Annotated in this window: 26 protein-coding genes; 14 read left to right on the top strand and 12 right to left on the bottom strand. The window is 45.0% G+C overall.

The window, feature by feature from the left end:
- Positions 1-26 precede the first annotated feature (26 nt).
- Both R8N46_RS19895 and R8N46_RS19890 read left to right on the top strand, forming a co-directional pair.
- Positions 27-1,295, top strand: a complete 1,269-nt coding sequence (locus R8N46_RS19895) for a DUF2254 domain-containing protein (RefSeq protein ID WP_017636178.1) — start codon at positions 27-29, stop codon at positions 1,293-1,295.
- Between the two features lie 184 nt (positions 1,296-1,479).
- Positions 1,480-1,959 (top strand): RDD family protein, encoded by a 480-nt coding sequence (locus R8N46_RS19890; RefSeq protein WP_005381070.1) that lies wholly within the window; start codon positions 1,480-1,482, stop codon positions 1,957-1,959.
- Between the two features lie 87 nt (positions 1,960-2,046).
- Here the strand turns inward: R8N46_RS19890 and lptG are convergent, their stop codons facing one another.
- Positions 2,047-3,117, bottom strand: a complete 1,071-nt coding sequence (lptG, locus tag R8N46_RS19885; RefSeq protein WP_005381071.1) for an LPS export ABC transporter permease LptG — start codon at positions 3,115-3,117, stop codon at positions 2,047-2,049.
- Between the two features lie 3 nt (positions 3,118-3,120).
- Positions 3,121-4,221 carry an LPS export ABC transporter permease LptF gene (gene lptF, locus R8N46_RS19880; RefSeq protein ID WP_005381072.1) on the bottom strand — a complete coding sequence of 367 codons (1,101 nt, stop codon included), beginning with the start codon at positions 4,219-4,221 and terminating at the stop codon, positions 3,121-3,123.
- A 200-nt stretch (positions 4,222-4,421) separates the two neighbouring features.
- Between lptF and pepA the strand changes: the two genes are divergently transcribed.
- From pepA to R8N46_RS19855, 5 genes are all read left to right on the top strand, one after another.
- A complete protein-coding gene (gene pepA / locus R8N46_RS19875; RefSeq protein ID WP_005381073.1) occupies positions 4,422-5,930 on the top strand; it encodes a leucyl aminopeptidase in 1,509 nt (502 codons plus the stop codon).
- A gap of 115 nt (positions 5,931-6,045) precedes the next feature.
- Positions 6,046-6,495: a DNA polymerase III subunit chi gene (locus R8N46_RS19870; protein WP_031777270.1), complete on the top strand. Its 450-nt coding sequence runs from the start codon at positions 6,046-6,048 to the stop codon at positions 6,493-6,495.
- Positions 6,496-6,591: 96 nt separating this feature from the next.
- Positions 6,592-9,450: a valine--tRNA ligase gene (locus R8N46_RS19865; RefSeq protein ID WP_318098501.1), complete on the top strand. Its 2,859-nt coding sequence runs from the start codon at positions 6,592-6,594 to the stop codon at positions 9,448-9,450.
- A 201-nt stretch (positions 9,451-9,651) separates the two neighbouring features.
- Positions 9,652-10,056 (top strand): DUF2061 domain-containing protein, encoded by a 405-nt coding sequence (locus R8N46_RS19860; protein WP_005381078.1) that lies wholly within the window; start codon positions 9,652-9,654, stop codon positions 10,054-10,056.
- A gap of 115 nt (positions 10,057-10,171) precedes the next feature.
- A complete protein-coding gene (locus R8N46_RS19855; RefSeq protein ID WP_080996865.1) occupies positions 10,172-11,077 on the top strand; it encodes a bifunctional helix-turn-helix transcriptional regulator/GNAT family N-acetyltransferase in 906 nt (301 codons plus the stop codon).
- A 19-nt stretch (positions 11,078-11,096) separates the two neighbouring features.
- Here the strand turns inward: R8N46_RS19855 and R8N46_RS19850 are convergent, their stop codons facing one another.
- Both R8N46_RS19850 and rraB read right to left on the bottom strand, forming a co-directional pair.
- Positions 11,097-11,897 (bottom strand): glycosyl hydrolase 2 galactose-binding domain-containing protein, encoded by an 801-nt coding sequence (locus R8N46_RS19850; RefSeq protein ID WP_033906208.1) that lies wholly within the window; start codon positions 11,895-11,897, stop codon positions 11,097-11,099.
- Between the two features lie 154 nt (positions 11,898-12,051).
- Positions 12,052-12,465: a ribonuclease E inhibitor RraB gene (gene rraB, locus R8N46_RS19845; protein ID WP_005381081.1), complete on the bottom strand. Its 414-nt coding sequence runs from the start codon at positions 12,463-12,465 to the stop codon at positions 12,052-12,054.
- Between the two features lie 583 nt (positions 12,466-13,048).
- Between rraB and arcA the strand changes: the two genes are divergently transcribed.
- From arcA to R8N46_RS19820, 5 genes are all read left to right on the top strand, one after another.
- Positions 13,049-14,269 (top strand): arginine deiminase, encoded by a 1,221-nt coding sequence (arcA, locus tag R8N46_RS19840; protein WP_005381082.1) that lies wholly within the window; start codon positions 13,049-13,051, stop codon positions 14,267-14,269.
- Positions 14,270-14,425: 156 nt separating this feature from the next.
- Complete coding sequence (locus tag R8N46_RS19835) at positions 14,426-15,430, top strand: ornithine carbamoyltransferase (protein ID WP_005385520.1); 1,005 nt, start codon at positions 14,426-14,428, stop codon at positions 15,428-15,430.
- Positions 15,431-15,711: 281 nt separating this feature from the next.
- Positions 15,712-16,641, top strand: a complete 930-nt coding sequence (gene pyrB, locus R8N46_RS19830; RefSeq protein ID WP_005381085.1) for an aspartate carbamoyltransferase — start codon at positions 15,712-15,714, stop codon at positions 16,639-16,641.
- A 15-nt stretch (positions 16,642-16,656) separates the two neighbouring features.
- Positions 16,657-17,118 carry an aspartate carbamoyltransferase regulatory subunit gene (pyrI, locus tag R8N46_RS19825; protein ID WP_005381086.1) on the top strand — a complete coding sequence of 154 codons (462 nt, stop codon included), beginning with the start codon at positions 16,657-16,659 and terminating at the stop codon, positions 17,116-17,118.
- 130 nt (positions 17,119-17,248) lie between these two features.
- The gene (locus R8N46_RS19820; protein ID WP_005381087.1) at positions 17,249-17,638 is read left to right on the top strand and encodes a RidA family protein; all 390 of its coding nucleotides are present in this window, start codon (positions 17,249-17,251) and stop codon (positions 17,636-17,638) included.
- Between the two features lie 85 nt (positions 17,639-17,723).
- On the opposite strand, the gene R8N46_RS19815 is transcribed toward R8N46_RS19820, so the two are convergent.
- The 8 genes from R8N46_RS19815 to mlaF form a co-directional block, all read right to left on the bottom strand.
- Positions 17,724-18,449 (bottom strand): 1-acylglycerol-3-phosphate O-acyltransferase, encoded by a 726-nt coding sequence (locus R8N46_RS19815; RefSeq protein WP_005381088.1) that lies wholly within the window; start codon positions 18,447-18,449, stop codon positions 17,724-17,726.
- A gap of 155 nt (positions 18,450-18,604) precedes the next feature.
- Positions 18,605-19,861 (bottom strand): UDP-N-acetylglucosamine 1-carboxyvinyltransferase, encoded by a 1,257-nt coding sequence (gene murA / locus R8N46_RS19810; RefSeq protein ID WP_132937230.1) that lies wholly within the window; start codon positions 19,859-19,861, stop codon positions 18,605-18,607.
- Between the two features lie 9 nt (positions 19,862-19,870).
- Entirely contained in the window at positions 19,871-20,125 is a 255-nt protein-coding gene (gene ibaG / locus R8N46_RS19805; protein WP_005381092.1) for a BolA family iron metabolism protein IbaG, read from the bottom strand.
- A 3-nt stretch (positions 20,126-20,128) separates the two neighbouring features.
- Positions 20,129-20,449, bottom strand: a complete 321-nt coding sequence (locus R8N46_RS19800; protein ID WP_005381093.1) for a lipid asymmetry maintenance protein MlaB — start codon at positions 20,447-20,449, stop codon at positions 20,129-20,131.
- The gene (mlaC, locus tag R8N46_RS19795; RefSeq protein WP_017821301.1) at positions 20,449-21,087 is read right to left on the bottom strand and encodes a phospholipid-binding protein MlaC; all 639 of its coding nucleotides are present in this window, start codon (positions 21,085-21,087) and stop codon (positions 20,449-20,451) included. Before mlaC ends, R8N46_RS19800 begins: the two co-directional genes overlap by 1 nt.
- Positions 21,088-21,089: 2 nt before the next feature.
- A complete protein-coding gene (gene mlaD, locus R8N46_RS19790; RefSeq protein WP_005381099.1) occupies positions 21,090-21,578 on the bottom strand; it encodes an outer membrane lipid asymmetry maintenance protein MlaD in 489 nt (162 codons plus the stop codon).
- A gap of 2 nt (positions 21,579-21,580) precedes the next feature.
- Positions 21,581-22,372 carry a lipid asymmetry maintenance ABC transporter permease subunit MlaE gene (gene mlaE, locus R8N46_RS19785; protein ID WP_005381100.1) on the bottom strand — a complete coding sequence of 264 codons (792 nt, stop codon included), beginning with the start codon at positions 22,370-22,372 and terminating at the stop codon, positions 21,581-21,583.
- Positions 22,362-23,165 carry a phospholipid ABC transporter ATP-binding protein MlaF gene (mlaF, locus tag R8N46_RS19780; RefSeq protein WP_005388422.1) on the bottom strand — a complete coding sequence of 268 codons (804 nt, stop codon included), beginning with the start codon at positions 23,163-23,165 and terminating at the stop codon, positions 22,362-22,364. Before mlaF ends, mlaE begins: the two co-directional genes overlap by 11 nt.
- A gap of 374 nt (positions 23,166-23,539) precedes the next feature.
- Between mlaF and R8N46_RS19775 the strand changes: the two genes are divergently transcribed.
- Positions 23,540-24,505 (top strand): calcium/sodium antiporter, encoded by a 966-nt coding sequence (locus tag R8N46_RS19775; protein WP_005381102.1) that lies wholly within the window; start codon positions 23,540-23,542, stop codon positions 24,503-24,505.
- Between the two features lie 29 nt (positions 24,506-24,534).
- On the top strand, positions 24,535-25,506 hold the full coding sequence (kdsD, locus tag R8N46_RS19770) for an arabinose-5-phosphate isomerase KdsD (RefSeq protein ID WP_005381104.1): 972 nt from the start codon (positions 24,535-24,537) through the stop codon (positions 25,504-25,506).
- Positions 25,507-25,584 lie beyond the last annotated feature (78 nt).

The following is a 25,584-nucleotide window of genomic DNA, read 5'->3' as shown; positions in this document are numbered from 1 at the left end:
TAGTGAGAACTGAATAGGAGCAAAGAATGACTGGGTCAAAATGGCAGTGGTTACTGAAACAGATGACACGAAAACTGTGGGTCCGGACGTCACTCTACGCATTACTAGCTGTTGCTACCGCCTTAATGTCGATTGTTTTAAACCAGTTCATTACTCTGCCCCCTGCCATCAACGTCAGCAAGGATTTGTTGAACAACATATTAAATATCCTCGCAACCTCCATGCTTGCAGTGACTACATTCTCTCTCAATATTATGGTCTCAGCGTACAGTGCCGCTAGTGCAGGGGTAACGCCGCGAGCGACAAAACTGTTGATGGAAGACAGCACAACACAAAATGCCTTAGCAACCTTTCTTGGCTCTTTTCTATTTAGTTTGGTAGGAATTATCGCGCTAGGTATTGGGGCCTATCATCAACAAGCACAAATTTATCTGTTCATCGTGACTATCGCCGTAATCGTGATGATCATACTCACTCTGCTACGTTGGATTCAGCACCTTTCCGTACTAGGAAGGGTCAGTGAAACCACTTCATACGTGGAGCAAGCCTTGTTAGATGCGATAAGAAAACGGGGCAAAGAGCGTTGGCTAGGTGCTCACCCGTGGAGCCACCCAGAACATAAACCCAGAGGAAGTAAACCTATTTTGAGCCAAGAAATTGGCTACTTACAGCATGTTGATATGCATCATCTCGATAGTATTGCTGAAGCAAACCAATGCACCATCTACCTTGAGCGACAACCGGGAAGTTTTGTGTACGTAGGTCAACCATTGGCTTGGGTTTGTGGAGAATTGCCAGACGAAAGCGAAGTAACGGCAGCCTTCACGATTCGAACGGAGCGTTCATATGATCAGGACCCTCGCTTTGGTTTAGTCGTTATGGCGGAAATCGCCTCACGAGCACTATCTCCGGCTGTAAATGATAATGGCACCGCAATTGACGTTCTTGGGCGTTCTGTACGAGCACTTTCATTATGGGGAGACCTACTCAGTGAGCCTCCTACCAAAACTCGATATCCTAGACTATTTGTGCCCGCATTGAGCTGCCAGGATTTGTTTGATGATGTCTTTTTGCCGATAGCACACGATGGTGCAGCGCAACTCCAAATACAGATTCGCCTACAAAAGGCCTTGCTAGCTCTCTCTAGTATGCACCCTAAGTTATTTTTGTCACCAGCAATCAAGCTGTCAGAAAAAGCTTTAGAGCTTTCATTAAGCCAACATTATACCGAAGATGAGAAACACCAACTCTCTCAGCTATCTAATCTGGTCACAGACCAAAGAGCCAATGGTTAAGAGAATCGAATTCAGTTGAAACATATTGCTGCACGGCCTCGTGTATCATGACATGTGCTGATAACGTAGGGCAGAAAAGTCACTTAGTTTATACACAATTAAAGACTCTGTGCGTTAGGTCTCTTTTCTCTTGGTGAGGGAATCTATATTCTGACGCACAATTTTTAAGGTAAGTGATGGAATAATGACAACGTCTACAACTCTTCCACCTGCTGGTCTGTTTCGTCGACTTGCAGCGTTGATTTACGACACATTGATTATTATCGCAATTGAAATGATGGCCGCAGGTATTGTTATGGCCGTTGTGTTTGCACTAAATGCAGCAGGATTGTTGAGCTATGGCGAGTACGCTGATGCCGCAGATATGCTCGGAAAGCACCCTGTATTGAGCCCTCTATTTACACTTTACCTTGCGGGTGTGTGGATATATTTCTTTGTGTTCTTCTGGACGCGAGCAGGACAAACTCTTGGGATGCGCGCTTGGAAGCTTCGAGTTCGCAATGCCAAAGACGGAGCACCAATTACGGTAACTCAAGCTCTGATTCGTATTTCGACATCTGGCTTTGGCTTGGCAAATTTGACTGTACCGATTGATCCGAAGAAACGTGGTTTCCACGACATTTGGGCCAAAACAGAGGTTGTTGTATTACCTAAGGCAAATTAACTTGTCTAGGAACACAAAAAAGGAAGGCGTAATGCCTTCCTTTTACATTTGGTTCGGTAAAACTTGGTTTATTCGATGATGCTTCAGTTATAGCTTTCTTCGTAGCAGTGCAATCGCAATAGCTAAGAACACCAAACTCGGGGCCAAAGCACCAAACACTGGGGATATGCCATACACCAAGCTTAATGGACCAAAGAACTCACTGGATATGTAAAAAGTAAACCCGGCAACCACGCCCGACAATACCCTTGCCCCCATGGTCACGCTTCTGAGTGGACCGAAAACAAAAGATAGCGCCATTAACATCATCACAGCAATTGAAAGCGGCTGAGTCAACTTACGCCAAAACGCCAACTCATAGCGAGATGCATCTTGTTCCGATGCTTTCAGGTAAGTCACATAATCATACAAACCGCTCAGTGACAATTCTTCTGGCTTCACGGTCACCACAGCTAGCTTATCTGGTGCCAAAGAGGTGTGCCACTCCATCTGTTCGATGTCTTGCTTTGAAATTACGTTTTCATTTTCCATGTCCGTAATTTGTACGTAGCGCATCAGCCAGTTGTTATCTTGTTGGTAGTCGACTTCTTCGGCGAAAATAACTTTTTGTAGATTCTTATCATCATCAAAACGCCACATATTTAAAGCATAAAGCTTGTCGTCTTCGACTTTACCGATAAAGATAAAGTCGTTTGCGTCACGAGCCCACACACCTGAGCGCACAGACACAATGCTACCACCTGATATCGCAAACGCACGTAAGTCACGGGCCATCTTCTGGGCCTCAGGAGCGCCCCATTGGCCTAACGCCATAACGACAATCATGAGTGGGACGGCCGTTTTTAGTACCGATAACCCGATATCCAGCTTAGAGAAACCAGCAGCTTGCATCACCACCAGCTCAGAGCTTGAAGCCAACATACCTAAGCCGATCAGGGCACCGAGTAATGCCGCCATTGGAAAGAACATTTCGATATCACGCGGCACACTGAGTAACACAAAGTACAACGCATGAGTGAGGTCGTACACACCTCGCCCTACTTTACGTAGCTGTTCTACATATTTGATGATGCCCGATAAGCCAACAAACGTCGCTAAAACCAAGGCAGTGGTAGAGATGATGGTTCTACCGATGTAAAGGTCTAAGATTTTGAACACAGCTTACGCGAGCCTCTTCTTGCGGAATTTGTCTTTTATTCGTCTAGCAGCAACGCTGTCCATCATATTCGCCATGATAGCAACAATCAGCAACATCGCATTGATTGGCCACATACCAATAGCAGCCGGGATGTCACCATCTTCTAATGCAGATTTGGTTGCACTGATCGCCAAGAAATACGCTAGATAGATCAGAATCGCAGGCCCCATTTTGGCAAACCGTCCCTGACGCGGATTCACCGCAGACAAAGGAATAACGAGCATTGTTAAGAGTGGAATACACACAAATAACGAAATTCGCCATTGTAGCTCCGCTTGCGCCTCTGGATCTGGGTGACCTATCAAGTCAACCGTTGGGTATGCTTCCCAGTCTCGCCCTTTCTTTTTGACCTCACGTTGGCCGATAACACCTTCGTATTCATCGAATTTCGTGATCATATATTCAACGCGAGTAGGCACACCTTCATAACGCGTACCTTCTTTCATAGTGATGATCTGACGACCGTCCGAAAGCTCTTTTACTTCACCAGAAGATGAGAACATCACACTCGGTAACACTGAATCTCGAGGGCGCATCTGCGCAACAAAAACGTTGCTCAAGGTATTGTCTTTAATGTCATCGATGAACACAACCGATGAACCGTCTGGTGTACCTTGGAACTGACCTTTTTTAAGTAGGTCAACGCTGTTTTCTGACGCTACCTGCTCATAAAGCTGCTCAACGCGGTCTTGAGACCACGGCGATAGCCACAACGCATTGAAAGCCGCCACCGCTGAAGTAATCAACGCTAGGTATAAGGCCGCTTGAACCAAGAATTTATTACCAATACCTGTCGCGTTCATTACGACAATTTCGCTCTCTGCATACAGACGACCAAATGTGATCAATATGCCGATATACAGACTTAAAGGCAGCATTAACAGACCCATTGCTGGCATGTTCAAACCAACAATCGAGAAAATCAATCCAGCAGGAATATCCCCATCAGAAGCATCAGCAAGAACACTTATGAATTTCTGGCTTACAAACACCAAAAAAAGTACGAAAAAAATCGCAAATTGGCTCTTGAGTGTTTCGCGGATCAAATATCTAACAATAATCACGCTGAAATTACCTATACAAAACTTGTTTTTTTGGTCGAATCACTATAGTTTCCCGTTGAACCATTTATTTTTTTAAAAATTATAAACTAGATGTTAGTCGCTTAATCAGCTCTGCATGTAAGCCTGGAGCTAAAATTCAACAAGTAAGCGATCATTATCTAACATTTAGAGCAATTTGTCTTCAGGATGTAGGAGTACGCATGGAGTTCAGTGTAAAAAGTGGCAGTCCAGAGAAACAACGTAGCGCATGTATCGTTGTTGGTGTGTTTGAACCACGTCGCCTTTCTCCAGTAGCCGAACAACTTGATAAAATCAGTGACGGTTACATCAGTTCACTACTTCGCCGTGGTGATCTAGAGGGTAAACCTGGTCAGATGCTGCTACTGCATCAAGTACCAGGTGTTTTGTCAGAGCGCGTTTTACTTGTCGGTTGCGGCAAAGAGCGTGAACTTGGCGAGCGCCAGTACAAGGAAATCATTCAAAAGACGATCAGCACACTTAACGAGACAGGCTCAATGGAAGCGGTATGTTTCCTAACTGAACTGCATGTTAAGGGTCGTGATACATACTGGAAAGTGCGCCAGGCTGTAGAAGCGACTAAAGATGGTCTATACACATTTAATCAATTCAAGAGCGTGAAACCTGAGACTCGCCGCCCACTGCGCAAGCTTGTTTTCAACGTACCAACGCGTCGTGAATTGAACTTGGGTGAAAAAGCAATCACTCATGGTCTTGCTATCGCATCAGGTGTCAAAGCCTCAAAAGACCTTGGCAACATGCCGCCAAACGTAGCTAATCCAGCTTACCTTGCTTCTCAAGCTCGTCGTCTAGCGGACGACTACGAAACCGTAACCACCAAAATTATTGGTGAGCAAGAGATGGAAAAACTGGGTATGACCTCTTACCTAGCAGTAGGCCGTGGTTCTAAAAACGAATCTATGATGTCTATCATCGAGTACAAAGGTAACCCTGACTCAGATGCAAAACCGATTGTGCTCGTAGGTAAAGGTCTAACCTTCGACTCAGGCGGTATCTCTCTAAAGCCGGGCGAAGGTATGGATGAGATGAAGTACGACATGTGTGGTGCGGCATCGGTATTCGGTACAATGAAAGCGCTGGCGAAGCTAAACCTACCAATCAACGTTATTGGTGTTCTAGCGGGTTGTGAAAACATGCCTGGCAGCAACGCTTACCGTCCAGGTGACATCCTAACGACCATGTCTGGTCAAACTGTAGAAGTTCTGAACACGGATGCTGAAGGCCGTCTTGTTCTTTGTGACGCACTGACTTACGTAGAGCGTTTCGAACCAGACTGCGTGGTTGACGTTGCAACGCTAACTGGTGCTTGTGTTATCGCACTAGGCCACCATATCAGCGGCGTAATCTCTAACCACAACCCTCTTTCTCATGAGCTAGTAAACGCTTCTGAGCAAGCGAGTGACCGTGCATGGCGTCTACCAATGGCAGACGAGTACCACGAACAGTTGAAAAGCCCGTTTGCGGATATGGCAAACATTGGTGGTCGCCCTGGTGGCACAATTACTGCGGGTTGCTTCTTATCTAAGTTCGCGAAGAAGTACAACTGGGCACACGTCGATATCGCAGGTACCGCGTGGAAATCAGGCGCAGCGAAAGGCTCAACGGGCCGTCCTGTCTCAATGCTTGTCCAATTCCTTTTGAACCGCAGCGGCCAAGAGACAGAAGAGTAATTTCTGAACAACATCTAAAAGGGCCGCAAGGCCCTTTTTTATTATCCTAATTTTCTAAAATGAAAGTGGGACTTAAGATGGTCTTAGGAAGAGACCCAAGGCAAGTGAGAGAATGATGCAAACTGCAACCTTCTACATCATTAACGAAGAGAGCCCGCAAGCAACGGTGGCTGGCTTTGAAGAATACATCGTGTTTTTGGCTCAGCACTTTGCTCGCCAAGGCGCTAAAGTGTATTTAAACTGCCAAGACAAACCACACGCCGAGCAGCTCGCTGAAGCCTTTTGGCAAGTTGATGCAGACAAGTTCATGGCACATAACCTCGTAGGCGAGGGACCGAAATACGCCACCAACATTGAAATCGGCCATGAAGGTGTAAAACCTAATTGGAACCGTCAGCTGGTAATTAATTTGGCGGAAAATGAGACAACCTTTGCGAACAAGTTTGCTCAAGTGGTAGACTTCGTGCCCTGCGAAGAAAAAGCTAAACAACTCGCAAGAGAAAGATATAAAATTTACCGTCAAGCAGGTTACCAGCTGCAAACGATCGAAATTCAATATCCTTAACGGTCAATCCTTATAGTTAAGGCGATCTTGTTAAGATCCCTCACTTATAAAGATTGACTAAGATTCAACCATCAACGTATCCATTAAAAGAGCGCTATGGAAAAGACATACAACCCAACTTCAATCGAACAAGCTCTGTATCAGACTTGGGAAGAGAAAGGCTACTTTAAGCCACACGGTGACACTACTAAAGAATCATACAGCATCATGATCCCGCCACCGAACGTCACTGGTAGCCTACACATGGGCCACGCGTTCCAAGATACGATCATGGATACGCTTATCCGTTGTGAACGTATGAAGGGTAAAAACACCCTTTGGCAAGTAGGTACTGACCACGCTGGTATCGCAACTCAGATGGTTGTTGAGCGTAAGATCGCTGCAGAAGAAGGCAAAACAAAACACGATTACGGTCGTGAAGCTTTCATCGACAAAATCTGGGAATGGAAAGGCGAATCTGGCGGCACTATCACTAAGCAGCTTCGTCGTCTTGGCGCATCTGTAGACTGGGATCGTGAACGCTTTACGATGGACGATGGTCTATCTAACGCCGTTCAAGAAGTCTTCGTACGTCTATACGAAGACGATCTAATCTACCGCGGTAAGCGTCTGGTTAACTGGGATCCAAAGCTACACACAGCGATTTCAGATCTAGAAGTAGAGAACAAAGACACTAAAGGCCACATGTGGCACTTCCGCTACCCACTAGCAGATGGCGCTAGAACAGCCGATGGCAAAGACTACATCGTTGTTGCAACGACTCGTCCAGAGACCGTGCTAGGCGATACGGGTGTTGCAGTTAACCCAGAAGATCCACGTTACAAAGATCTTATCGGTAAAGAAATCATCCTTCCTATCGTTGATCGTCGCATCCCAATCGTGGGCGATGAGCACGCAGATATGGAAAAAGGTACTGGCTGTGTGAAAATCACACCTGCGCACGACTTCAACGACTACGAAGTAGGTAAGCGCCACCAGCTACCAATGATCAACATTCTGACTTTCGACGCAAACATCCGTGATGCTTCTGAAGTATTCAACACCAACGGCGAAGCAAGCGACGCTTACAGCACTGAGCTACCAGCTAAATACCACGGTATGGAGCGTTTTGCCGCTCGTAAAGCTATCGTTGCTGAATTCGACGAGCTAGGCCTACTTGAAGAAGTGAAAGATCACGATCTACAAGTTCCTTACGGCGACCGTGGTGGCGTGGTTATCGAACCAATGCTAACTGACCAATGGTACGTACGTACTGCGCCTCTAGCGAAAACTGCAGTTGAAGCAGTAGAAAACGGCGACATCCAATTTGTTCCTAAGCAGTACGAAAACATGTACTTCTCTTGGATGCGTGACGTTCAAGACTGGTGTATCTCTCGTCAGCTATGGTGGGGTCACCGCATCCCAGCTTGGTACGACAACCAAGGTAATGTTTACGTAGGTCGCACTGAAGAAGAAGTTCGTAAGAACAACAACCTAGAGTCAGTCATTGAACTGCACCAAGACGAAGACGTACTGGATACGTGGTTCTCTTCTGCACTATGGACATTCGGTACTCAAGGTTGGCCAGAGCAAACTGACGACCTGAAAGTATTCCACCCTTCAGACGTTCTAGTAACTGGTTTCGACATCATCTTCTTCTGGGTTGCGCGCATGATCATGATGACCATGCACTTCGTGAAAGACGAAAACGGCAAACCACAAGTACCATTTAAGACGGTTTACGTTACTGGTCTAATCCGTGATGAAAACGGCGACAAGATGTCTAAGTCGAAAGGTAACGTCCTTGATCCAATCGACATGATCGATGGTATCGACCTAGAGTCTCTCGTAGAGAAGCGTTGTGGCAACATGATGCAGCCTCAACTAGCGAAGAAGATCGAGAAGAACACTCGTAAGACGTTTGAAAACGGTATCGAAGCATACGGTACAGACGCACTGCGTTTCACTCTTGCAGCAATGGCATCGACAGGTCGTGATATCAACTGGGATATGAAGCGTCTTGAGGGTTACCGTAACTTCTGTAACAAGCTATGGAACGCAAGCCGTTACGTAATGATGAACACAGAAGAGCAAGATTGTGGCTTCAACGGTGGTGAGATTGAATACTCACTAGCAGACAAGTGGATCGAGTCTCAGTTTGAACTAGCAGCGAAAGCGTTCAACAACCATATCGACAACTTCCGTCTAGATATAGCTGCGAACACGCTTTACGAATTCATCTGGAACCAATTCTGTGACTGGTACCTAGAGCTTACTAAGCCAGTTCTATGGAAAGGTACTGAAGCACAACAGCGTGGTACTCGTCGTACATTAATCACGGTTCTTGAGAAGACTCTACGTCTAGCTCACCCAGTGATTCCTTACATCACTGAAACTATCTGGCAAAGCATCAAGCCATTAGTTGAAGGTGTAGAAGGCGAGACAATCATGCTACAAACACTTCCTCAATTCGACGAAGCAAACTTCAACCAAGAAGCGCTAGATGATATCGAATGGGTGAAGGCGTTCATTACCAGCATCCGTAACCTACGTGCTGAATACGACATCAACCCTGGTAAGCCGCTTGACGTTATGCTGAAAGCAGCAAATGCAGAAGATGCCTCTCGTCTAGAAGCAAGCAAGCAAGTACTGATGTCACTAGCGAAGCTAGAAGCAGTACGCGTGCTTGAAACTGGCGAACAAACTCCTGCATGTGCGACAGCACTGGTTGGTAAGTCTGAGTTGATGATCCCAATGGCAGGTCTGATCGACAAAGATGCTGAGCTTGCTCGTCTAGATGGCGAAATCAAGAAGACTCACGGCGAAATCAAGCGTATCGAAGGCAAACTAGGTAACGAAGGCTTCGTAGCGAAAGCACCTGAAGCAGTTGTTGCTAAAGAGCGTGAGAAGCTTGAAGGCTACAAAGAGACACTAGCTAAGCTAGAAGAGCAGAAGACAACGATCGCTGCGCTTTAAGCCTCAGTGAAAGAGAAGAATTAACACTTCTCACTTTTGGTTCAAAGGTTGGTCATCATGGCCAACCTTTTTTGTATACATTTCACCAAAACCATCATCAATAGCTTCCCCCTATCACAACAATACTCATTACCCATTAGCATTAATGAGAATTATTATCGATAATGAACTCATCGAAACAAACACGATTGAGTAATTATCATGAAAAAGACACTAACTTTCGCAGCACTGCATTTTACTATCGCATTTAGTGTCGCTTACGTACTCACAGGCGACATTCTAATTGGTAGTTTAATTGCCATGATTGAGCCTTCAGTGAACACCGTAGCCTTCTACTTTCATGAAAAGGCATGGGCAAAAGTCCCAGCACTTAAAGCTCGTCAGTGGATGACCAAATTAAAAACCGCAAGCTTTGCGACCGTGCACTTCAGCGTCGCTTTTACCGTGGTTTACTTACTAACAGGTGATGCATTTGTCGGCGGCGTAATGGCGATGCTAGAGCCGAGTTTGAACACGGTGGCTTACTACTTCCACGAGAAAGTATGGATGCGTAAATCATCAGAAAAAGCTCCAGCACCGCAGTTTTGTTTACATCACCACGCTTAAACATGGAGGCTCACTACGTCTCCTAACGAGAAAAATGACATTTACCATTGACAAGGTTGCGCACCGCAATTAATTTAATTGCGGTGCGCAACTTTATTTTTAGAGGTAAGTGATAATGAACGCTCGTCAACTTCGACACTACTCCCGTCAAGCCGTCCGATTGCTTGGTATGCTTGATAAACAATGCGGCGATGTCGCTCTCACTCCAGTGCAAGCGCACGCATTGGGTGAAATCCAATTGCAGCCATTGACCATCAATCAGCTGGCACAGCAGCTTAATGTCGACAAGTCCAACGCGAGCCGAACCGTTACTGGTTTGATTAAATTAGGTTTGGTCGAGAGCATCGAAAACCCAAAAGACAAACGTAGTCAACTCGTAGCGATTACAGAGCAAGGCCAACAGGCGTTATCACAACTGGACCAACAGCAAAACCACTTCTTTGAACAACTGCTTACCCAACTCGATGACAGCGAGCAAGAGCAACTCAAACTTGGTCTAGAGACTTACCTAAAAGGGCTAACAAAAGTGTGTCAGTCTGAGGAATACGTTCTTCGGCCTCTTACTAAAGCAGACAACCCGCAAGTCGCAGATGTGATTCGTAAAGTCTCTGCAGAATACGGCTTAACCGCAGACAAAGGTTATGGTGTGGCCGATCCAACGCTTGATGATATGTATTCGGTTTACAATCAATGCGGGGCCGCCTATTGGGTCATTGAACATCGCGGAGAGATCGTTGGTGGCGGTGGCTTTGCCCCTTTAGCTGGCGAGCCAAATGTGTGTGAACTACAAAAGATGTACTTCTTACCTCAAACACGAGGACACGGTTTAGCCAAACGCATCGTCGCATTGAGCTTACAATTGGCGGAACAATTTGGGTATCAGCAGTGCTATTTAGAGACAACTGAATGTCTGAGAGAAGCGGTAAGCTTGTATGAAAAGCTAGGCTTTGAGCATCTCGATGCCCCGCTTGGACAAACAGGGCATGATGCATGTGAAGTCGTAATGCTTAAGATGCTGTAATAGATAATATTATTAGAAGTTAAAGCACAACATGGGTAACACAAAGCTCCTGGCTCAAGGCAACAGTGAAGTTTTGGTGCTGCCCATCCAACTCAACAGACAATTGGTAGAGATCACTTGGATCAGGATCAGTAAGATCGGCATACTTTGGCGCTTCGATCTGGAATAAAGCGCTCGCATGCTCCGCTCGGACATCAATAGGAATATGGTAAGTCATACCATTAAACTTAACCGATGCAGAGACCAGACCCGGCGCAAAAGTTTGATAGTACAAGTCTACTTTAAACTCGCAACCACCACCGTGGTGCCAAATCTGCTCGGTTGCCACGCGGTCTAAACGTACATTGCGAATGAACTGCAGATACGGTTCTTGCCATACCCCTAAGCGCTCATCACTTTTTTTATATTCATGATCGGACAGAGAGCACAGCTCAGGTTTATCTTCATCAAACAGAAGATCCTCTTCTTCCTCTAAGAACAAGATTTCAAAGCGGTTACGCCCCATTTGCATGAACGGACGAATGTCTTTCTTGTAGACATTTTGAGAACCGTCACAGTCGAACAATGCTACTCCGTTCAAACGCACTTCTGCATGGTAATCCACACCACCCAACACCATTTCTACCGCTGGGAATGCCATCATGGATTCGTCCACTTCAATGTCATGCATCAGGTGCCACTCTTGCTGACGAATTGCTTCTTCTGTCAGTTCAGCTGGCAATACCTGACTCAAAGGAGCAGGGAAAGTAATGTCATCCTGTGGGATAGAAAGGTCCGTCAGTGGAGAGACTTGCCATAAACCGGCGAGTGAGAGTTGCATATACACCTTGAGCTAGATCAATTTTCACGCATTATAGGGAGAAATCCCCTATAAACTCAATGTGAATTATTTATCGCCTCCACATTCGTCAGTTTTTCAAGGAATAAAAAAACCAGCGTTAAACGCTGGTTTTTCCAAAAGTAGTGAGCTTTGATTACTCGTCGTCTTCATCTTCTTCAGGGTAAAGCGCATCTTCGCCTTCGTAGTACGTACCCCAACCGTCATAGATGATGTCGTATTTTTCTGCCAAGTGAATCAATTTTTCAACTTGCGCATCAATCGCTTCTGCGTCTAGTGCGGACTCCATAGTCGCATCACAGCAAAGCAACTTGTTACCATCTTCATCTTCAGTTTCTTCTGCTTCAAGAACTTCAAAGCCCATCTTGAATGCTTCAACTACCGCTTTTTCTAGCGTGTCAAAATCTTCTGCAAACAGGTGGTGCTCAATTTCGTATAGCGAATCTGGATCGCTGCCATCTTCTAGCAATGCTGCAATGATATCGCGAGTCTCTTCCTTTTGAATCTCAATTAATTCTTCTACTGATAGATATTCATCTTCGTGAGACATGTTTTGGCTCCAGATTAGTTACTTGATGGAAACACAATACCCGATACTGAGTATGCTGATCCGGTGAAATATGGCATGGATTGCGATGAAAAGCCACAAACAAACATCATACCACTGCGATTCTTATCGGTTATTTGAATCTAAATATTAAACCGACCACACAAAGAAACAAAAAATTAACAAAGAATGGCATTTTTTAATATTCAGAACATCCTAATTGACACTTAATGTGGTTATTTTCTCTTTCTATGCGTGTTTATGATGCTTTCTTGAATACACTCACGTGTAAAACGAAGAAGCATAACGAATAAATTCACTTTAATAATGCATAATTTAGAATAAAAATGCACGTTTTATGCACTGTGCGTGTATTCTTTCTCAACGGGAAAATTAGAATAAAAACGCACGCACTCTAATTTTAGTAAAATAGCATTTATATCTAATAATAAATTTCATAAGAATCAAAATAAAAATAAAAAACTCACAAAACCAGAAACACCAGAATATAAACAAAGCTTGATAACTTGCATCTTTCTAGGAAGCTTGTCATAACTAATGGCTGGAAAATTTGTAAGGATACAAAATGAGCAAGCTGTACGTTGGATCAGAAGTTGGTCAACTTCGACGAGTTCTATTAAATCGCCCTGAACGCGCCCTAACCCACTTAACTCCGTCAAACTGTCATGAGTTGCTATTTGATGACGTTCTTGCTGTAGAAGCGGCAGGTGAAGAGCACGATGCATTCGCACGTACGCTGCGCGAGCAAGACGTTGAAGTGCTTCTCCTCCACGATTTACTGGTCGAAACCCTCGCTGTTCCAGAAGCAAAACAATGGCTGCTGAACACTCAGATTTCTGACTTTCGCTACGGGCCAACATTTGCGCGAGACCTACGCCAATACTTTTCAGAAATGGATGATGAACATCTTGCCTGCATCTTTTTAGGTGGCTTAGCATACTCAGAGCTACCGATCTCCTCATCTTCTATGCTGCCAAAAATGAAGCGTCCTCTCGACTTTGTTATTGAGCCACTGCCTAATCACCTCTTTACTCGTGATACCTCATGTTGGGTTTATGGCGGCGTTTCTCTTAACCCGATGATGATGCCTGCACGCCAACGTGAAACAAACCACCTACGTGCGATTTATCGTTGGCACCCAATTTTTGCTGGCCAAGATTTTATCAAATACTTCGGTGACGATGATCTGCATTATGATAATGCTAATGTCGAAGGCGGTGATGTGTTGGTTATTGGTAAAGGTGCAGTTCTGATCGGTATGTCTGAGCGTACGACCGCGCAAGGCGTAGAGAACCTTGCAGCGAGCCTATTTAAAGCAGGCCAAGCGACCGAAGTGATTGCAATTGATCTGCCTAAACACCGCTCATGTATGCATTTAGACACCGTGATGACCCATATGGATGTAGATACTTTCTCTGTCTACCCAGAGATCATGCGCAAAGATCTCGACACATGGCGCTTAACACCAAAAGGCAACGGTGAAATGCATGTTGAAGCCTCACATAACTATCTGCACGCGATTGAGTCCGCTCTTGGCTTAGATCAGCTGAAAATCATCACCACTGGTGGCGACAGCTATGAAGCGGAACGCGAACAATGGAATGATGCCAATAACGTTCTAACTGTAAAACCGGGCGTAGTAATTGGTTACGAACGCAACGTATACACCAACGAAAAATACGATAAAGCTGGCATCAAAGTACTGACAGTACCTGGTAACGAGCTTGGTCGTGGTCGCGGTGGCGCTCGCTGTATGAGCTGTCCAATAGAGCGAGACGATATATAACTTACTCGTCCCTTTACATTAGGTGAATCAAAACTAAGGTTGATGTGAATACATCAACCTTTTTTAGCTTTATTTGAAAATAATTATTCACAATAAAAGCATTTATATGTTTTAATGAATTCTATTAATCTAATCACATGTACTAAGGGACGAGCTATGGCTTTCAATTTACGTAACCGCAACTTTTTGAAGCTATTGGACTTCTCAACCAAAGAAATCCAGTTTTTGCTCGAACTGTCTGCAGAGCTGAAAAAAGCTAAATATGCAGGAACAGAGCAGAAGAAACTTCAAGGTAAAAACATCGCACTAATCTTTGAGAAATCTTCGACTCGTACCCGATGTGCGTTTGAAGTCGCTGCCTTTGACCAAGGTGCTCAAGTCTCTTACATCGGCCCTTCTGGCTCGCAGATCGGTCATAAGGAATCGATGAAAGACACCGCTCGTGTTCTTGGTCGTATGTACGACGGGATTGAATACCGAGGCTTTGGCCAATCCATTGTTGAAGAGCTTGGTACTTATGCTGGTGTTCCAGTGTGGAATGGTTTAACGGATGAGTTCCACCCAACCCAGATCCTTGCTGACTTCCTGACCATGCAAGAGCACGGCCGTGGTAAACAGCTGCATGAAATAACCTTCGCTTACCTAGGTGATGCGCGCAACAACATGGGTAACTCACTTATGGTGGGCGCAGCGAAAATGGGCATGGATATTCGCCTTGTCGCGCCAAAAGCGTTCTGGCCTGAAGAAGAGCTCGTGGCAACTTGTCAAACTATCGCGCAACAAACCGGTGCAAAAATCACGTTAACAGAAAGCGTTGAGGAAGGTGTGAAAGGTTGTGACTTCCTATACACCGACGTTTGGGTGTCTATGGGTGAGTCTGCCGAGGCATGGGATGAACGTGTAGCGTTAATGACACCTTATCAAATCAATATGGACGTGATTGAGCAAACGGGTAATCCACATGTGAAATTCATGCACTGCCTTCCAGCTTTCCACAATGATGAAACCACCGTCGGCAAAGAAGTCGCTGAAAAATACGGTATGAAAGGCCTTGAAGTAACAGAAGAGGTATTTGAATCGGAATACTCCATCGTATTCGACGAAGCTGAAAACCGTATGCATACCATCAAAGCCGTGATGGTTGCGACGCTAGGAAGCTAAACCAGTGCGCAAAAACAGCCGATAAAAACCATGATGTAATCGCTTGCGCTCACGAAAGTTAAGCGTATAATGCTCGGCAATTTGTCTGAGGATTAAGAAATGACCACGCTGATTGCTGACGTAAAAACGCGATTTGCTCTCGCTAAGCGACTACGCTTACGTGGTGTTATTTTCGTTAATTCTATTGAATTTTAAAACCTCCCCATTGGGGAGGTTTTTTTATGTCCAAAATTCCTTTCGGTTATTTGGATGTAGTCATCAATGTTATAGGGAAGAAGATCATGGCGAACTCGCTTTACCAGAAGCACATCATCTCTATTCCAGAGCTTTCACGCGAAGAACTGGAACTTATCGTAGAAACAGCAGGTAGCCTTAAAAAAGCACCTCGACCAGAACTGATTAAAAACAAAGTCGTTGCAAGTTGTTTCTTTGAACCATCAACACGTACACGTTTATCGTTTGAAACAGCGATTCAGCGCATTGGTGGTGACGTGATTGGCTTTGATAATGATGGTAATACCTCTCTGGCGAAGAAAGGCGAAACACTCGCAGATTCAGTACAAGTCATCTCTTCTTACGTCGATGCCTTTGTGATGCGTCATCCACAAGAAGGCGCCGCTCGCTTGGCATCTGAATTTTCAAATGGCGTGCCAGTGATCAACGCGGGCGACGGTGCAAACCAACACCCAACTCAAACGCTACTCGACTTATACACCATCGCGGAAACACAAGGGCGTCTAGACAACCTGAACGTCGCATTCGTAGGTGACCTAAAATATGGCCGCACAGTGCACTCACTGACTCAAGCCTTAGCAAAGTTTAACAACATCCGCTTCTTCTTTGTTGCACCAGATGCGCTGGCAATGCCAGATTACATCTGCGAAGAACTAGACGAAGCTGGCATTCAATATAGCCTACACACAGACATGGAAAGTGTGATTCCTGAACTGGATATTCTGTACATGACACGCGTACAGAAAGAACGCTTTGACGAATCGGAATACGCACATATTAAGTCGGCTTACATCCTAACGGCGGCACTACTAGAAGGCGCGCGTGAGAACTTGAAAGTACTGCACCCACTACCACGTGTGGATGAAATCACAACTGATGTTGATAAAACGCCTCATGCCTACTTCTTCCAGCAAGCTCAAAATGGCGTGTATGCTCGCCAGGCACTGCTGGCGCTTGTTCTAAACGAAACACTGTAATCGAGGGGAAAAATCATGGCTAAAGAAACTCAATTGCAGGTAGAAGCAATCAAAAATGGTACGGTCATCGACCACATCCCTGCGCAAATCGGCATCAAAGTATTAAGACTGTTCGATATGCACAATTCATCACAACGCGTAACGATTGGACTGAACTTGCCATCATCAGCACTCGGTCATAAAGATCTACTCAAAATCGAAAATGTGTTTATCAATGAAGAGCAAGCGAGCAAGCTAGCGTTGTATGCTCCTCACGCGACCGTGAATCAAATCGAGAATTATGAAGTGGTGAAAAAGCTCGCGTTAGAGCTTCCTGAGCGCATCAATGATGTATTTGAATGCCCGAATTCAAACTGTATTTCTCATAATGAACCAGTAGAAAGCAGCTTTAGCGTGTTCGAGAAGAAACAAGAAATCCGCCTAAAGTGTAAATACTGCGAGAAAGTGTTCTCACGCGAGATCGTAACCGAGCGATAAACACGCCGCACGACTAGGCTTTGATACGTTTAAAATACCCTGCAATGTCGGGGTATTTTGCTCTTTACCTACCGAGGGTTTAGAGGCAAACTGAGAATCTTTATTCCCTACAACTGATGGAAAAAATCAAATGACGAAAGTACTTCACACTGAGTCTGCACCAGCAGCAATCGGTCCTTACGTTCAAGGCGTAGATCTAGGTAACATGGTTCTTACTTCAGGCCAAATCCCAGTAAACCCAGCGACAGGTGAAGTGTCTGCTGATATCGCAGAACAAGCTCGTCAGTCTCTAGAAAACGTAAAGGCTGTAGTTGAATCTTCAGGTCTTAAAGTATCTGATATTGTAAAGCTAACGGTTTTTGTTAAAGACCTAAATGACTTTGGCACAGTGAACGAAGTTTACGGCAAGTTCTTTGATGAGCACGGCGTAGCAAACTACCCTGCACGCTCTTGTGTAGAAGTGGCTCGCCTACCAAAAGATGTTGGCATCGAGATTGAAGCAATCGCTGTTCGCAAATAATTGCACTTGCTGACAAACATAAAAAAACGGGTAGCTCAGGCTACCCGTTTTTTATTGTTTTCTCGTGATGATATCGCAGTAAAACTTAAGCAGCGTTGCGCTGTTTGACTTCTTCATCTAACGATTCAAGCTTCTCTTTCATCTGTTCACGACAGATATTCGCTAACTCGCGAATGCCCTCTTTACCATAGCCTTCAGTGCTGATTGGAGGTAGCATTTCAACAATCACATGACCATTGTTCCAACGGTTCAGCTTAATTTTATTCGTCGAGCTACATACGATAGGAATGATTGGCACACCTGCACCAATTGCCGCATGAAAAGCACCTGTTTTGAATGGCAGCAAACCACGCCCACGAGAACGCGTGCCTTCTGGGAACATCCACACCGAAACATCACTTTCTTTCATGCTGCTCACGACCTGATCGATAGTACCTTTTGCTTTAGAGCGATTCGCTCGGTCAATCAGAATGTTACCCGTAAGCCAGTAAAGCTGACCAAACAGTGGCATCCAAGCCAAGCTCTTTTTACCTACTGTCACAACTTTCGGAGTCACAGCCGCAGAAACAGTAAACATGTCCCAGTTGTTCTGGTGGTTAGCAATGTAAACATGTTGGCCGCGTGAATACGCATCTTCAGGGATACGCAACTCTAACTTAATCCCAAACACACGAGACATCTTGGCAAACAAACGGCCAAAAGTGAAAACGTGCTTAGGGTTTCTAGGGCTTAATAGGCAGTAACCACAACCACCAATAAACATAACAATCGCAAAGATAGCGACAGCAAATACACGTAACAGTGCAATCATTCTTGTTCTCCAGGAACCGGCTTTTGCCAGATACAGCTATTAATATCTCTCTTTCCATAAAGGGAAAATATGGTCATGAGAGTGATATAAAAAAGCCGAAACTCAGGTTTCGGCTCTCTTGATATCCAAGTTACCTGCGGTGCAGTTTAACTTGCCTAGCTCACTCGCTCAATATTTGCGCCAAGTGCAGCCAGTTTATTTTCGATTTTGTCGTAACCACGGTCGATATGGTAAATACGATCAACGACGGTTTCGCCTTTAGCAATGCAACCTGCAATAACCAAACTAGCCGAAGCTCGTAGATCGGTTGCCATCACTTGCGCACCGCTGAGTGACTCAACATCACCACAGATAACCGTATTGCCTTCGATCTCAGCTTTAGCGCCCATACGCATGAGTTCTGGTACGTGCATAAAGCGGTTTTCAAAGATAGTCTCTGTGATCACGCCGCCACCTTTCGCCATCATATTCAGAAGCGTAAATTGAGCTTGCATATCCGTCGGAAAACCAGGATGTGGCGCAGTACGTACACTTACCGCTTTTAGCTCGCGGTCGGTCATATCAACGGAGATCCAATCTTCACCCGTTTCGACAAGCGCGCCAGCTTCTTCCAGCTTGGCGAGAACCGCTTCAAGCAAATGAGCATTAGTGTTGCGACATACCACTTTACCGCCAGATACTGCTGCTGCGACAAGGAATGTTCCCGTCTCAATACGGTCAGCAACCACGTTGTGTTTACAACCGCCTAGGCGCTCAGCACCTTCAATCGTAATGGTATCTGTGCCAGCGCCAGAGATTTTTGCGCCAAGCTTATTTAGGAAATCAGCGGTATCGACGATTTCAGGCTCACGCGCAGCGTTATCTAGTGTTGTTGTGCCTTCCGCCAGCGCTGCGGCACACATGATGGTGATCGTCGCGCCTACGCTGACTTTATCCATCACGATGTGCGCGCCTTTTAGACGACCATCCACTTCTGCTTTCACATAACCATCTTCTAATGTAATGGTTGCGCCAAGCTGCTCTAAACCAGAAATATGTAGATCCACAGGACGAGCGCCAATAGCACAACCGCCTGGTAAAGAAACCTGACCTTGACCAAAGCGCGCCACCAAAGGACCCAAAGCCCAAATAGAAGCACGCATGGTTTTCACCAAGTCATAAGGCGCACAGTATTCTGTAATACTGCTTGGATCAACATGAACAGAGCCATTGCGGCTTACTTTCGCGCCTAAACGCTTAAGCAATTCCATGGTTGTATCGATATCACGAAGGTGTGGTACGTTTGCCACTTCTACTGGCTCTTCCGCCAAGATAGACGCAAATAAAATCGGCAGTGCTGCGTTTTTTGCACCTGAAATGGTCACTTCACCAACTAGTGGTTTATCTGACCCAATAACTCGAAACTTTTCCATCAATAAACCTTAAAGCGACATCAATTTCTTATCACGAGCCCACTCTTCTGGTGTGAACGCTTTGATTGATAATGCGTGAATGTCGTTACGCTGGATGTATTCCATCAGAGGAGCATAAATTAGCTGCTGCTTCTTAACGCGGCTCATTCCATCGAAACAAGCATCAACAGCAACCACTTCATAGTGGCTACCTTCACCTTTCACATGCACTTCTTGAAGGTTTAGTGCTTCTTCTAATAACTGTTGTACTTTTGCGCTATCCACAATTTACCCCTGATAATTCTGTATGTGTTTGGCCACTAAAGATTCAACATTGCTCAGTTGAAACAAAGTGCGCAGTTGCGCCGGCACGAAACTGAGCATTATATGACAGTTTTGCTTTTTTGCATGCTCTAATAAGTGGATTAACATCACCATTCCTGCAGAGTCGACACGCTCTATCTCTTTTAGCGAGCATTCCAGCTCCGATTGAGCAGGTTGCCATTGCTGTGCATACGCCCACAATGAAGGCACTGTATCTCTATCAAGTGCCCCTGTTAGCTTAAGAATGTTTTGATCCAATTGCCACTGAGCGGGAGTCTGGGCCATTATTTCTTAGCCTCGAAGCGGATCGGTTCTGCGGCCAATTTTTCTAGGTCTTTAGCAACAGATAGAATACCTTCTTGACGAATTTTACTGTTCCATTCGGATTGTTTACTAGAAAGCAAACTAATGCCCTCTGCAATCATATCGAATGCTTCCCACTCACCAGAGTGGTTGTCTTTACGCAGTTTAAACTCAAGTTTGATGTTTGGACGCGGAGTATCGATGATATCAACTTTAATGCTTGTAATACGCTTAGAGTCATCAATGCTAGGCTCAGGACCAAACTCAATTTTTTGGTCAGAGTATTGCGTCAACACTTGTGCATAAGACGCAATCAGGTACGCACGAAATGCATCGATAAACTCAAGTACATCTTCACGCTTAGCACCTTTTAAGTTTGGACCAAGAAGTTTTAACCCTGCATAGCGGTAGTTGACGTAAGGCATTAGCTCTTCTTCAACGATCACTTTAAGTAAATTTGGATCTTGTTTGATTTTCGGCTGTTCGGCTTTCAATCTTTCGAACGTGACTTCAGCTACCTGCTTCATCATCTTATAAGGTTCAGTTTTATCCACCTCTGCTGCTGTTGCTCCAAAGACGCTAAACACAGCACAAACTGAAAGTAGTAATCTCGCTAACATAGTTATTCCTTACTTGAGTCGTCTGAACCACCTACGCTGTATAGTACTTGACCAATTAAGTCTTCAAGCACAAGCGCCGATTTGGTGTCTTCGATGGTATCACCATCCACTAGCATGACTTCATCATCAAAAACGAAGCCAGGTACTAAACCAATGTATTGCTCACCAATCAGGCCAGATGTCAAAATTTGTACGCTCGACGTTTCTGGGAACTGATTGTATTTGCTATTGATAGATAGTGTTACAACTGGCAATAAGTTGTCTGGGTTAAGCGAAATACTACTTACTCGACCAATCACAACGCCCCCCACTTTTACGGGAGAACGAACTTTTAAACTGCCAATATTATCGAACTCGGCTTTGAGGGTATAAGTATCACCAGAGCCAATGCTTTTTACGTCAGCAACTTGAAAAATCATCACAAGAATCGCGCAAATTCCCGCTAATACAAAGCTGCCAACCCATAATTCAGTTTTACGTGTTTGTTGCATGATTAATTCCCAAACATCAATGCGGTCAGTACAAAGTCTAATCCTAGTACTGCTAAAGAAGAATGCACAACAGTGCGCGTAGTTGCTCGGCTGATCCCTTCCGATGTTGGAATAGCATCATAACCGTTAAATAGAGCGACCCAAGTAACCGTAATTGCAAACGCAAAACATTTGATCATACTGTTACCAATGTCTTGCCCTAGCTCAACAGAGGACTGCATCGCTGACCAAAAACTGCCGTGATCAACGCCTTTCCAGTCAACACCAACAAGCTGAGCGCCCCAAATTCCCACAGCCATGAAAATCATAGCCAGTAAAGGCATTGAGATAACCCCAGCCCAAAACCGTGGTGCAATCACTCGTTTCAATGGGTCTACCGCCATCATTTCAAGGCTAGACAGTTGTTCCGTTGCTTTCATTAGACCTATCTCTGCGGTTAACGCAGAACCGGCACGACCAGCAAACAAAAGTGCAGTAACAACGGGTCCTAATTCACGGAGTAACGAAAGCGCTACCATTTGCCCCAAACTGCCTTCTGCGCCGTAATCCACCAACACAACATAGCCTTGTAGACTCAAAACCATTCCAATGAACAGACCAGATACGACGATGATCGCCAGCGACTGAACACCAACAGAATAAAGTTGCTTAACAAGCAGAGGAAAGCTTCTGATCGGTTGTGGCTTAGAAAATAGCGCCCCAATCAACATGAAAGTCGCACGACCAAATGCTCCGCAAATAGAAAGCGTGCGTCGACCCAGCGAGGCGACAAAGTGAATGAAGTTATCGACCATCAAATAAGTCCTTTTCGATACTTTGAGAAGGGAAACGAAACGGTACAGGACCGTCGGCATCACCTTGTAAGAACTGCTGGACACGAGGATCAGAGTTTTGAGTCAGCTCTTCTGGCGTACCATAGGCGATGATTTTTCCATCGGCCATCAGGTATACCCAGTCAGCAATACTCATGACTTCAGGTACGTCGTGAGAAACCACAATAGAGGTCAAACCTAACGCTTGGTTTAGATTGCTAATTAGCTCAACCAAAACGCCCATAGTGATTGGGTCTTGCCCCACAAACGGCTCATCGTACATGATCAAGTCAGGGTCAAGTGCGATTGCCCGAGCCAAAGCAGCGCGTCTTGCCATACCACCTGAAAGCTCACTCGGCATTAATTGCGCCGCGCCGCGCAGACCGACAGCTTCGAGCTTGAGTAACACCATGGTGCGAATCAAATCTTCCGATAAATCGGTATGCTCTCTTAATGGAAAGGCGACATTATCAAAAACATTCAAATCAGTGAATAAAGCCCCTGACTGGAACAACATGCTCATTTTCTTTCGAGCGTGGTAGAGTTTTTTACGCGAGAGAGAGGGAATATTGTCGCCATCAAACCAGATCTCTCCTTGCTCGGGATACAACTGACCACCAATCAAACGCAGCAGTGTTGTTTTACCAATTCCCGATGGTCCCATAATGGCCGTCACTTTGCCCTCAGGAACATGCAGATCAATATCATCAAAGATCATGCGTTCTCCCCGTGAAAAAGTGAGGTTGTTCACGGTGACTAAATCGTTGTTCGACATATCATCTCTTCTACTGTAGGAGCGTTGCAACTCACGGAATCATCAAGCAGATACTCATCGGAGTTGAATTCTACGTTTAATAAAGTAACGTCGGTACATTTATTAGGCTGCAATCATAAGCACATTGGCGTTGAATTTAAAGCACTGTTCAATTAAATAAAGTCGAGTATATCCCTGCAATTTCTCATGGTTTATGACCGAATTAGCACGAAGTGTTTAAATCCTAGACCAGAATTGCTCATTTAAATGAGTGAGATTTACATACATTTTCGTTACTAACCTTTAATTTATTCTTCGTTTATCTTCCATTTTAGGCCGCAAAAGGTCAAAATTAGCGGTTATTCATTTTACTTATTTAATACTTAGGAATTCTCATGCTCGAAGCCGTTGCGTTGCTTATAGTCGGTCTTGTTTTGCTTGTTTGGAGTGCAGATAAACTTGTTTTTGGCTCTGCAGCGATAGCCCGCAACGTCGGTATTTCCCCGCTTGTCATCGGCATGACAATCCTCGCGATGGGCTCATCCGCCCCTGAGATGATGGTATCTGCAACCGCTGCTTGGGATGGCAAAACAGATACAGCGGTGGGTAACGTATTAGGCTCAAACATAGCGAACATTGCGTTAATCCTAGGTATTACAGCGCTGATCAAGCCTTTGTCGATTAGCTCCGCCGTCATCCGCCGAGAACTTCCACTCATGATAGCCGTAACCGTACTCGCTGGTATTCTGCTTTGGAATAGCCATCTCGGTTTTTATGAGGGTGTCTTATTGTTTGTACTCTTTGGGGCATTTTTATTTGCTATGTTGCAAATCAGCCGCAAAGAGCAAAAATCAGGTGATGTTTTTCTTGATGACCAAGAGTCAGAGATCCCTGAAGGCGTCAGTAACCCTAAAGCAATCATGTGGGTGGTTATTGGCTTGATACTGCTTCCTTTGGCAGCCAGCATGCTGGTTGATAACGCGGTAATTATTGCTAAACACTTTGGTATGAGCGACCTTGTTATCGGTCTAACTATTATCGCCATTGGCACTAGCCTGCCTGAACTGGCCGCATCACTTGCGGGAGTTTTAAAGGGTGAAGACGACATGGCTGTCGGTAACATTATCGGTTCGAATGTGTTTAACATTCTGGCGGTAATGGGGATTCCTGGCATCATTAATCCATCGGTGCTCAGTGAGTACGCGATGGGACGTGACTTCTGGGTCATGTTAGGCGTTTCATTGTTACTTGTCGCGATGTGTTTGGGTAAATCACGCAGTATTAACCGTATTGAAGGTGCCATCTTGTTTGTGTGCTTCTTAGGTTACCAAGTGTACTTATTCGCAAACATGACCGCTTAATTACCACGATCAATAAGTAGAGATCTGATATGTCCAATCAATTTGATTTTCGCGCTGCTGCTAAACAAGTTCTTGATATCGAAGTTGCTGCTCTGCAAGAGCTAGATACCTACTTTGATGATCAATTTGAAAAAGCGTGTGAACTTATCCTTTCCAACAACGGCAAAGTTGTCGTTATGGGTATTGGCAAGTCAGGCCATATTGGTAACAAGATTGCCGCCACTCTGGCAAGCACTGGGACTTCGGCGTTTTTCGTTCATCCAGGCGAAGCCGCACATGGTGACTTGGGTATGATTAGCCCTGGTGACATTGTGCTGGCAATTTCTAACTCTGGTGAATCAAACGAAATTCTGTCTCTATTTCCAGTATTAAAGCGCCTGAATATTAAGATCATCAGCATGACAGGTAAGCCAGAATCAAATATGGCCAAGCTGTCTGACTTACACCTGCAAATTACGGTACCTCAAGAAGCTTGTCCGTTAGGCCTGGCGCCAACTAGCAGTACGACTGCCACATTAGTGATGGGAGATGCATTAGCCGTAGCTCTGCTTCAAGCTCGTGGTTTTTCTGCCGAAGATTTTGCCCTATCTCACCCAGGTGGTGCACTGGGGAGAAAACTGCTACTTAAGTTGTCTGATATTATGCACTTTGGAGAAGCGTTACCTAAAGTTTCTCCTGACGCATTAATTCGCGATGCCCTGCTTGAAATTTCAGAAAAGGGGTTAGGCATGACAGCCATCGTCGATGAGCACGATGCTATGCTTGGTATATTCACCGATGGTGATTTACGTCGTACCTTAGACAAGCGTATCGATATTCATACGACGGCAATTGGCGAGGTCATGACGACAAACCCAACCACAGCACACCCTGATATGCTGGCGGTTGAAGGTTTGAACTTGATGCAGAATAAAAACATTAACGCTCTGATTTTATGTAAAGACGAAAAAATTGTGGGTGCACTGAACATGCACGATTTACTAAAAGCTGGCGTGATGTAATATCAGCACAAACATTTAAATCATTTATTAGACGAATAAAGGCAATGGTCAGGGAAGTACTGAGCTAAACGATAGGCC

This window comes from Vibrio sp. 1874, assembly GCF_033344395.1.
Classification (GTDB): Bacteria; Pseudomonadota; Gammaproteobacteria; order Enterobacterales; family Vibrionaceae; genus Vibrio; species Vibrio alginolyticus.
Note: the sequence above shows the minus strand (reverse complement) of the source record. Positions and strands in the feature narration are given on the sequence as shown.

What these genes read in the sequence shown, in the direction of transcription:
- R8N46_RS19835 (WP_005385520.1), top strand. Translation starts at nt 14,426, where the DNA reads ATGGCTTTCAATTTACGTAACCGCAACTTTTTGAAGCTATTGGACTTC.
- R8N46_RS19860 (WP_005381078.1), top strand. Translation starts at nt 9,652, where the DNA reads ATGAAAAAGACACTAACTTTCGCAGCACTGCATTTTACTATCGCATTT.
- pyrI (WP_005381086.1), top strand. Translation starts at nt 16,657, where the DNA reads ATGGCTAAAGAAACTCAATTGCAGGTAGAAGCAATCAAAAATGGTACG.
- mlaE (WP_005381100.1), bottom strand. Translation starts at nt 22,372, where the DNA reads ATGGTCGATAACTTCATTCACTTTGTCGCCTCGCTGGGTCGACGCACG.
- pyrB (WP_005381085.1), top strand. Translation starts at nt 15,712, where the DNA reads ATGGCGAACTCGCTTTACCAGAAGCACATCATCTCTATTCCAGAGCTT.
- R8N46_RS19895 (WP_017636178.1), top strand. Translation starts at nt 27, where the DNA reads ATGACTGGGTCAAAATGGCAGTGGTTACTGAAACAGATGACACGAAAA.
- kdsD (WP_005381104.1), top strand. Translation starts at nt 24,535, where the DNA reads ATGTCCAATCAATTTGATTTTCGCGCTGCTGCTAAACAAGTTCTTGAT.
- arcA (WP_005381082.1), top strand. Translation starts at nt 13,049, where the DNA reads ATGAGCAAGCTGTACGTTGGATCAGAAGTTGGTCAACTTCGACGAGTT.
- mlaF (WP_005388422.1), bottom strand. Translation starts at nt 23,165, where the DNA reads ATGTCGAACAACGATTTAGTCACCGTGAACAACCTCACTTTTTCACGG.
- pepA (WP_005381073.1), top strand. Translation starts at nt 4,422, where the DNA reads ATGGAGTTCAGTGTAAAAAGTGGCAGTCCAGAGAAACAACGTAGCGCA.
- rraB (WP_005381081.1), bottom strand. Translation starts at nt 12,465, where the DNA reads ATGTCTCACGAAGATGAATATCTATCAGTAGAAGAATTAATTGAGATT.
- R8N46_RS19870 (WP_031777270.1), top strand. Translation starts at nt 6,046, where the DNA reads ATGCAAACTGCAACCTTCTACATCATTAACGAAGAGAGCCCGCAAGCA.
- R8N46_RS19815 (WP_005381088.1), bottom strand. Translation starts at nt 18,449, where the DNA reads ATGATTGCACTGTTACGTGTATTTGCTGTCGCTATCTTTGCGATTGTT.
- R8N46_RS19775 (WP_005381102.1), top strand. Translation starts at nt 23,540, where the DNA reads ATGCTCGAAGCCGTTGCGTTGCTTATAGTCGGTCTTGTTTTGCTTGTT.
- mlaC (WP_017821301.1), bottom strand. Translation starts at nt 21,087, where the DNA reads ATGTTAGCGAGATTACTACTTTCAGTTTGTGCTGTGTTTAGCGTCTTT.
- R8N46_RS19850 (WP_033906208.1), bottom strand. Translation starts at nt 11,897, where the DNA reads ATGCAACTCTCACTCGCCGGTTTATGGCAAGTCTCTCCACTGACGGAC.
- R8N46_RS19890 (WP_005381070.1), top strand. Translation starts at nt 1,480, where the DNA reads ATGACAACGTCTACAACTCTTCCACCTGCTGGTCTGTTTCGTCGACTT.
- R8N46_RS19865 (WP_318098501.1), top strand. Translation starts at nt 6,592, where the DNA reads ATGGAAAAGACATACAACCCAACTTCAATCGAACAAGCTCTGTATCAG.
- murA (WP_132937230.1), bottom strand. Translation starts at nt 19,861, where the DNA reads ATGGAAAAGTTTCGAGTTATTGGGTCAGATAAACCACTAGTTGGTGAA.
- R8N46_RS19800 (WP_005381093.1), bottom strand. Translation starts at nt 20,449, where the DNA reads ATGGCCCAGACTCCCGCTCAGTGGCAATTGGATCAAAACATTCTTAAG.
- R8N46_RS19855 (WP_080996865.1), top strand. Translation starts at nt 10,172, where the DNA reads ATGAACGCTCGTCAACTTCGACACTACTCCCGTCAAGCCGTCCGATTG.
- mlaD (WP_005381099.1), bottom strand. Translation starts at nt 21,578, where the DNA reads ATGCAACAAACACGTAAAACTGAATTATGGGTTGGCAGCTTTGTATTA.
- R8N46_RS19820 (WP_005381087.1), top strand. Translation starts at nt 17,249, where the DNA reads ATGACGAAAGTACTTCACACTGAGTCTGCACCAGCAGCAATCGGTCCT.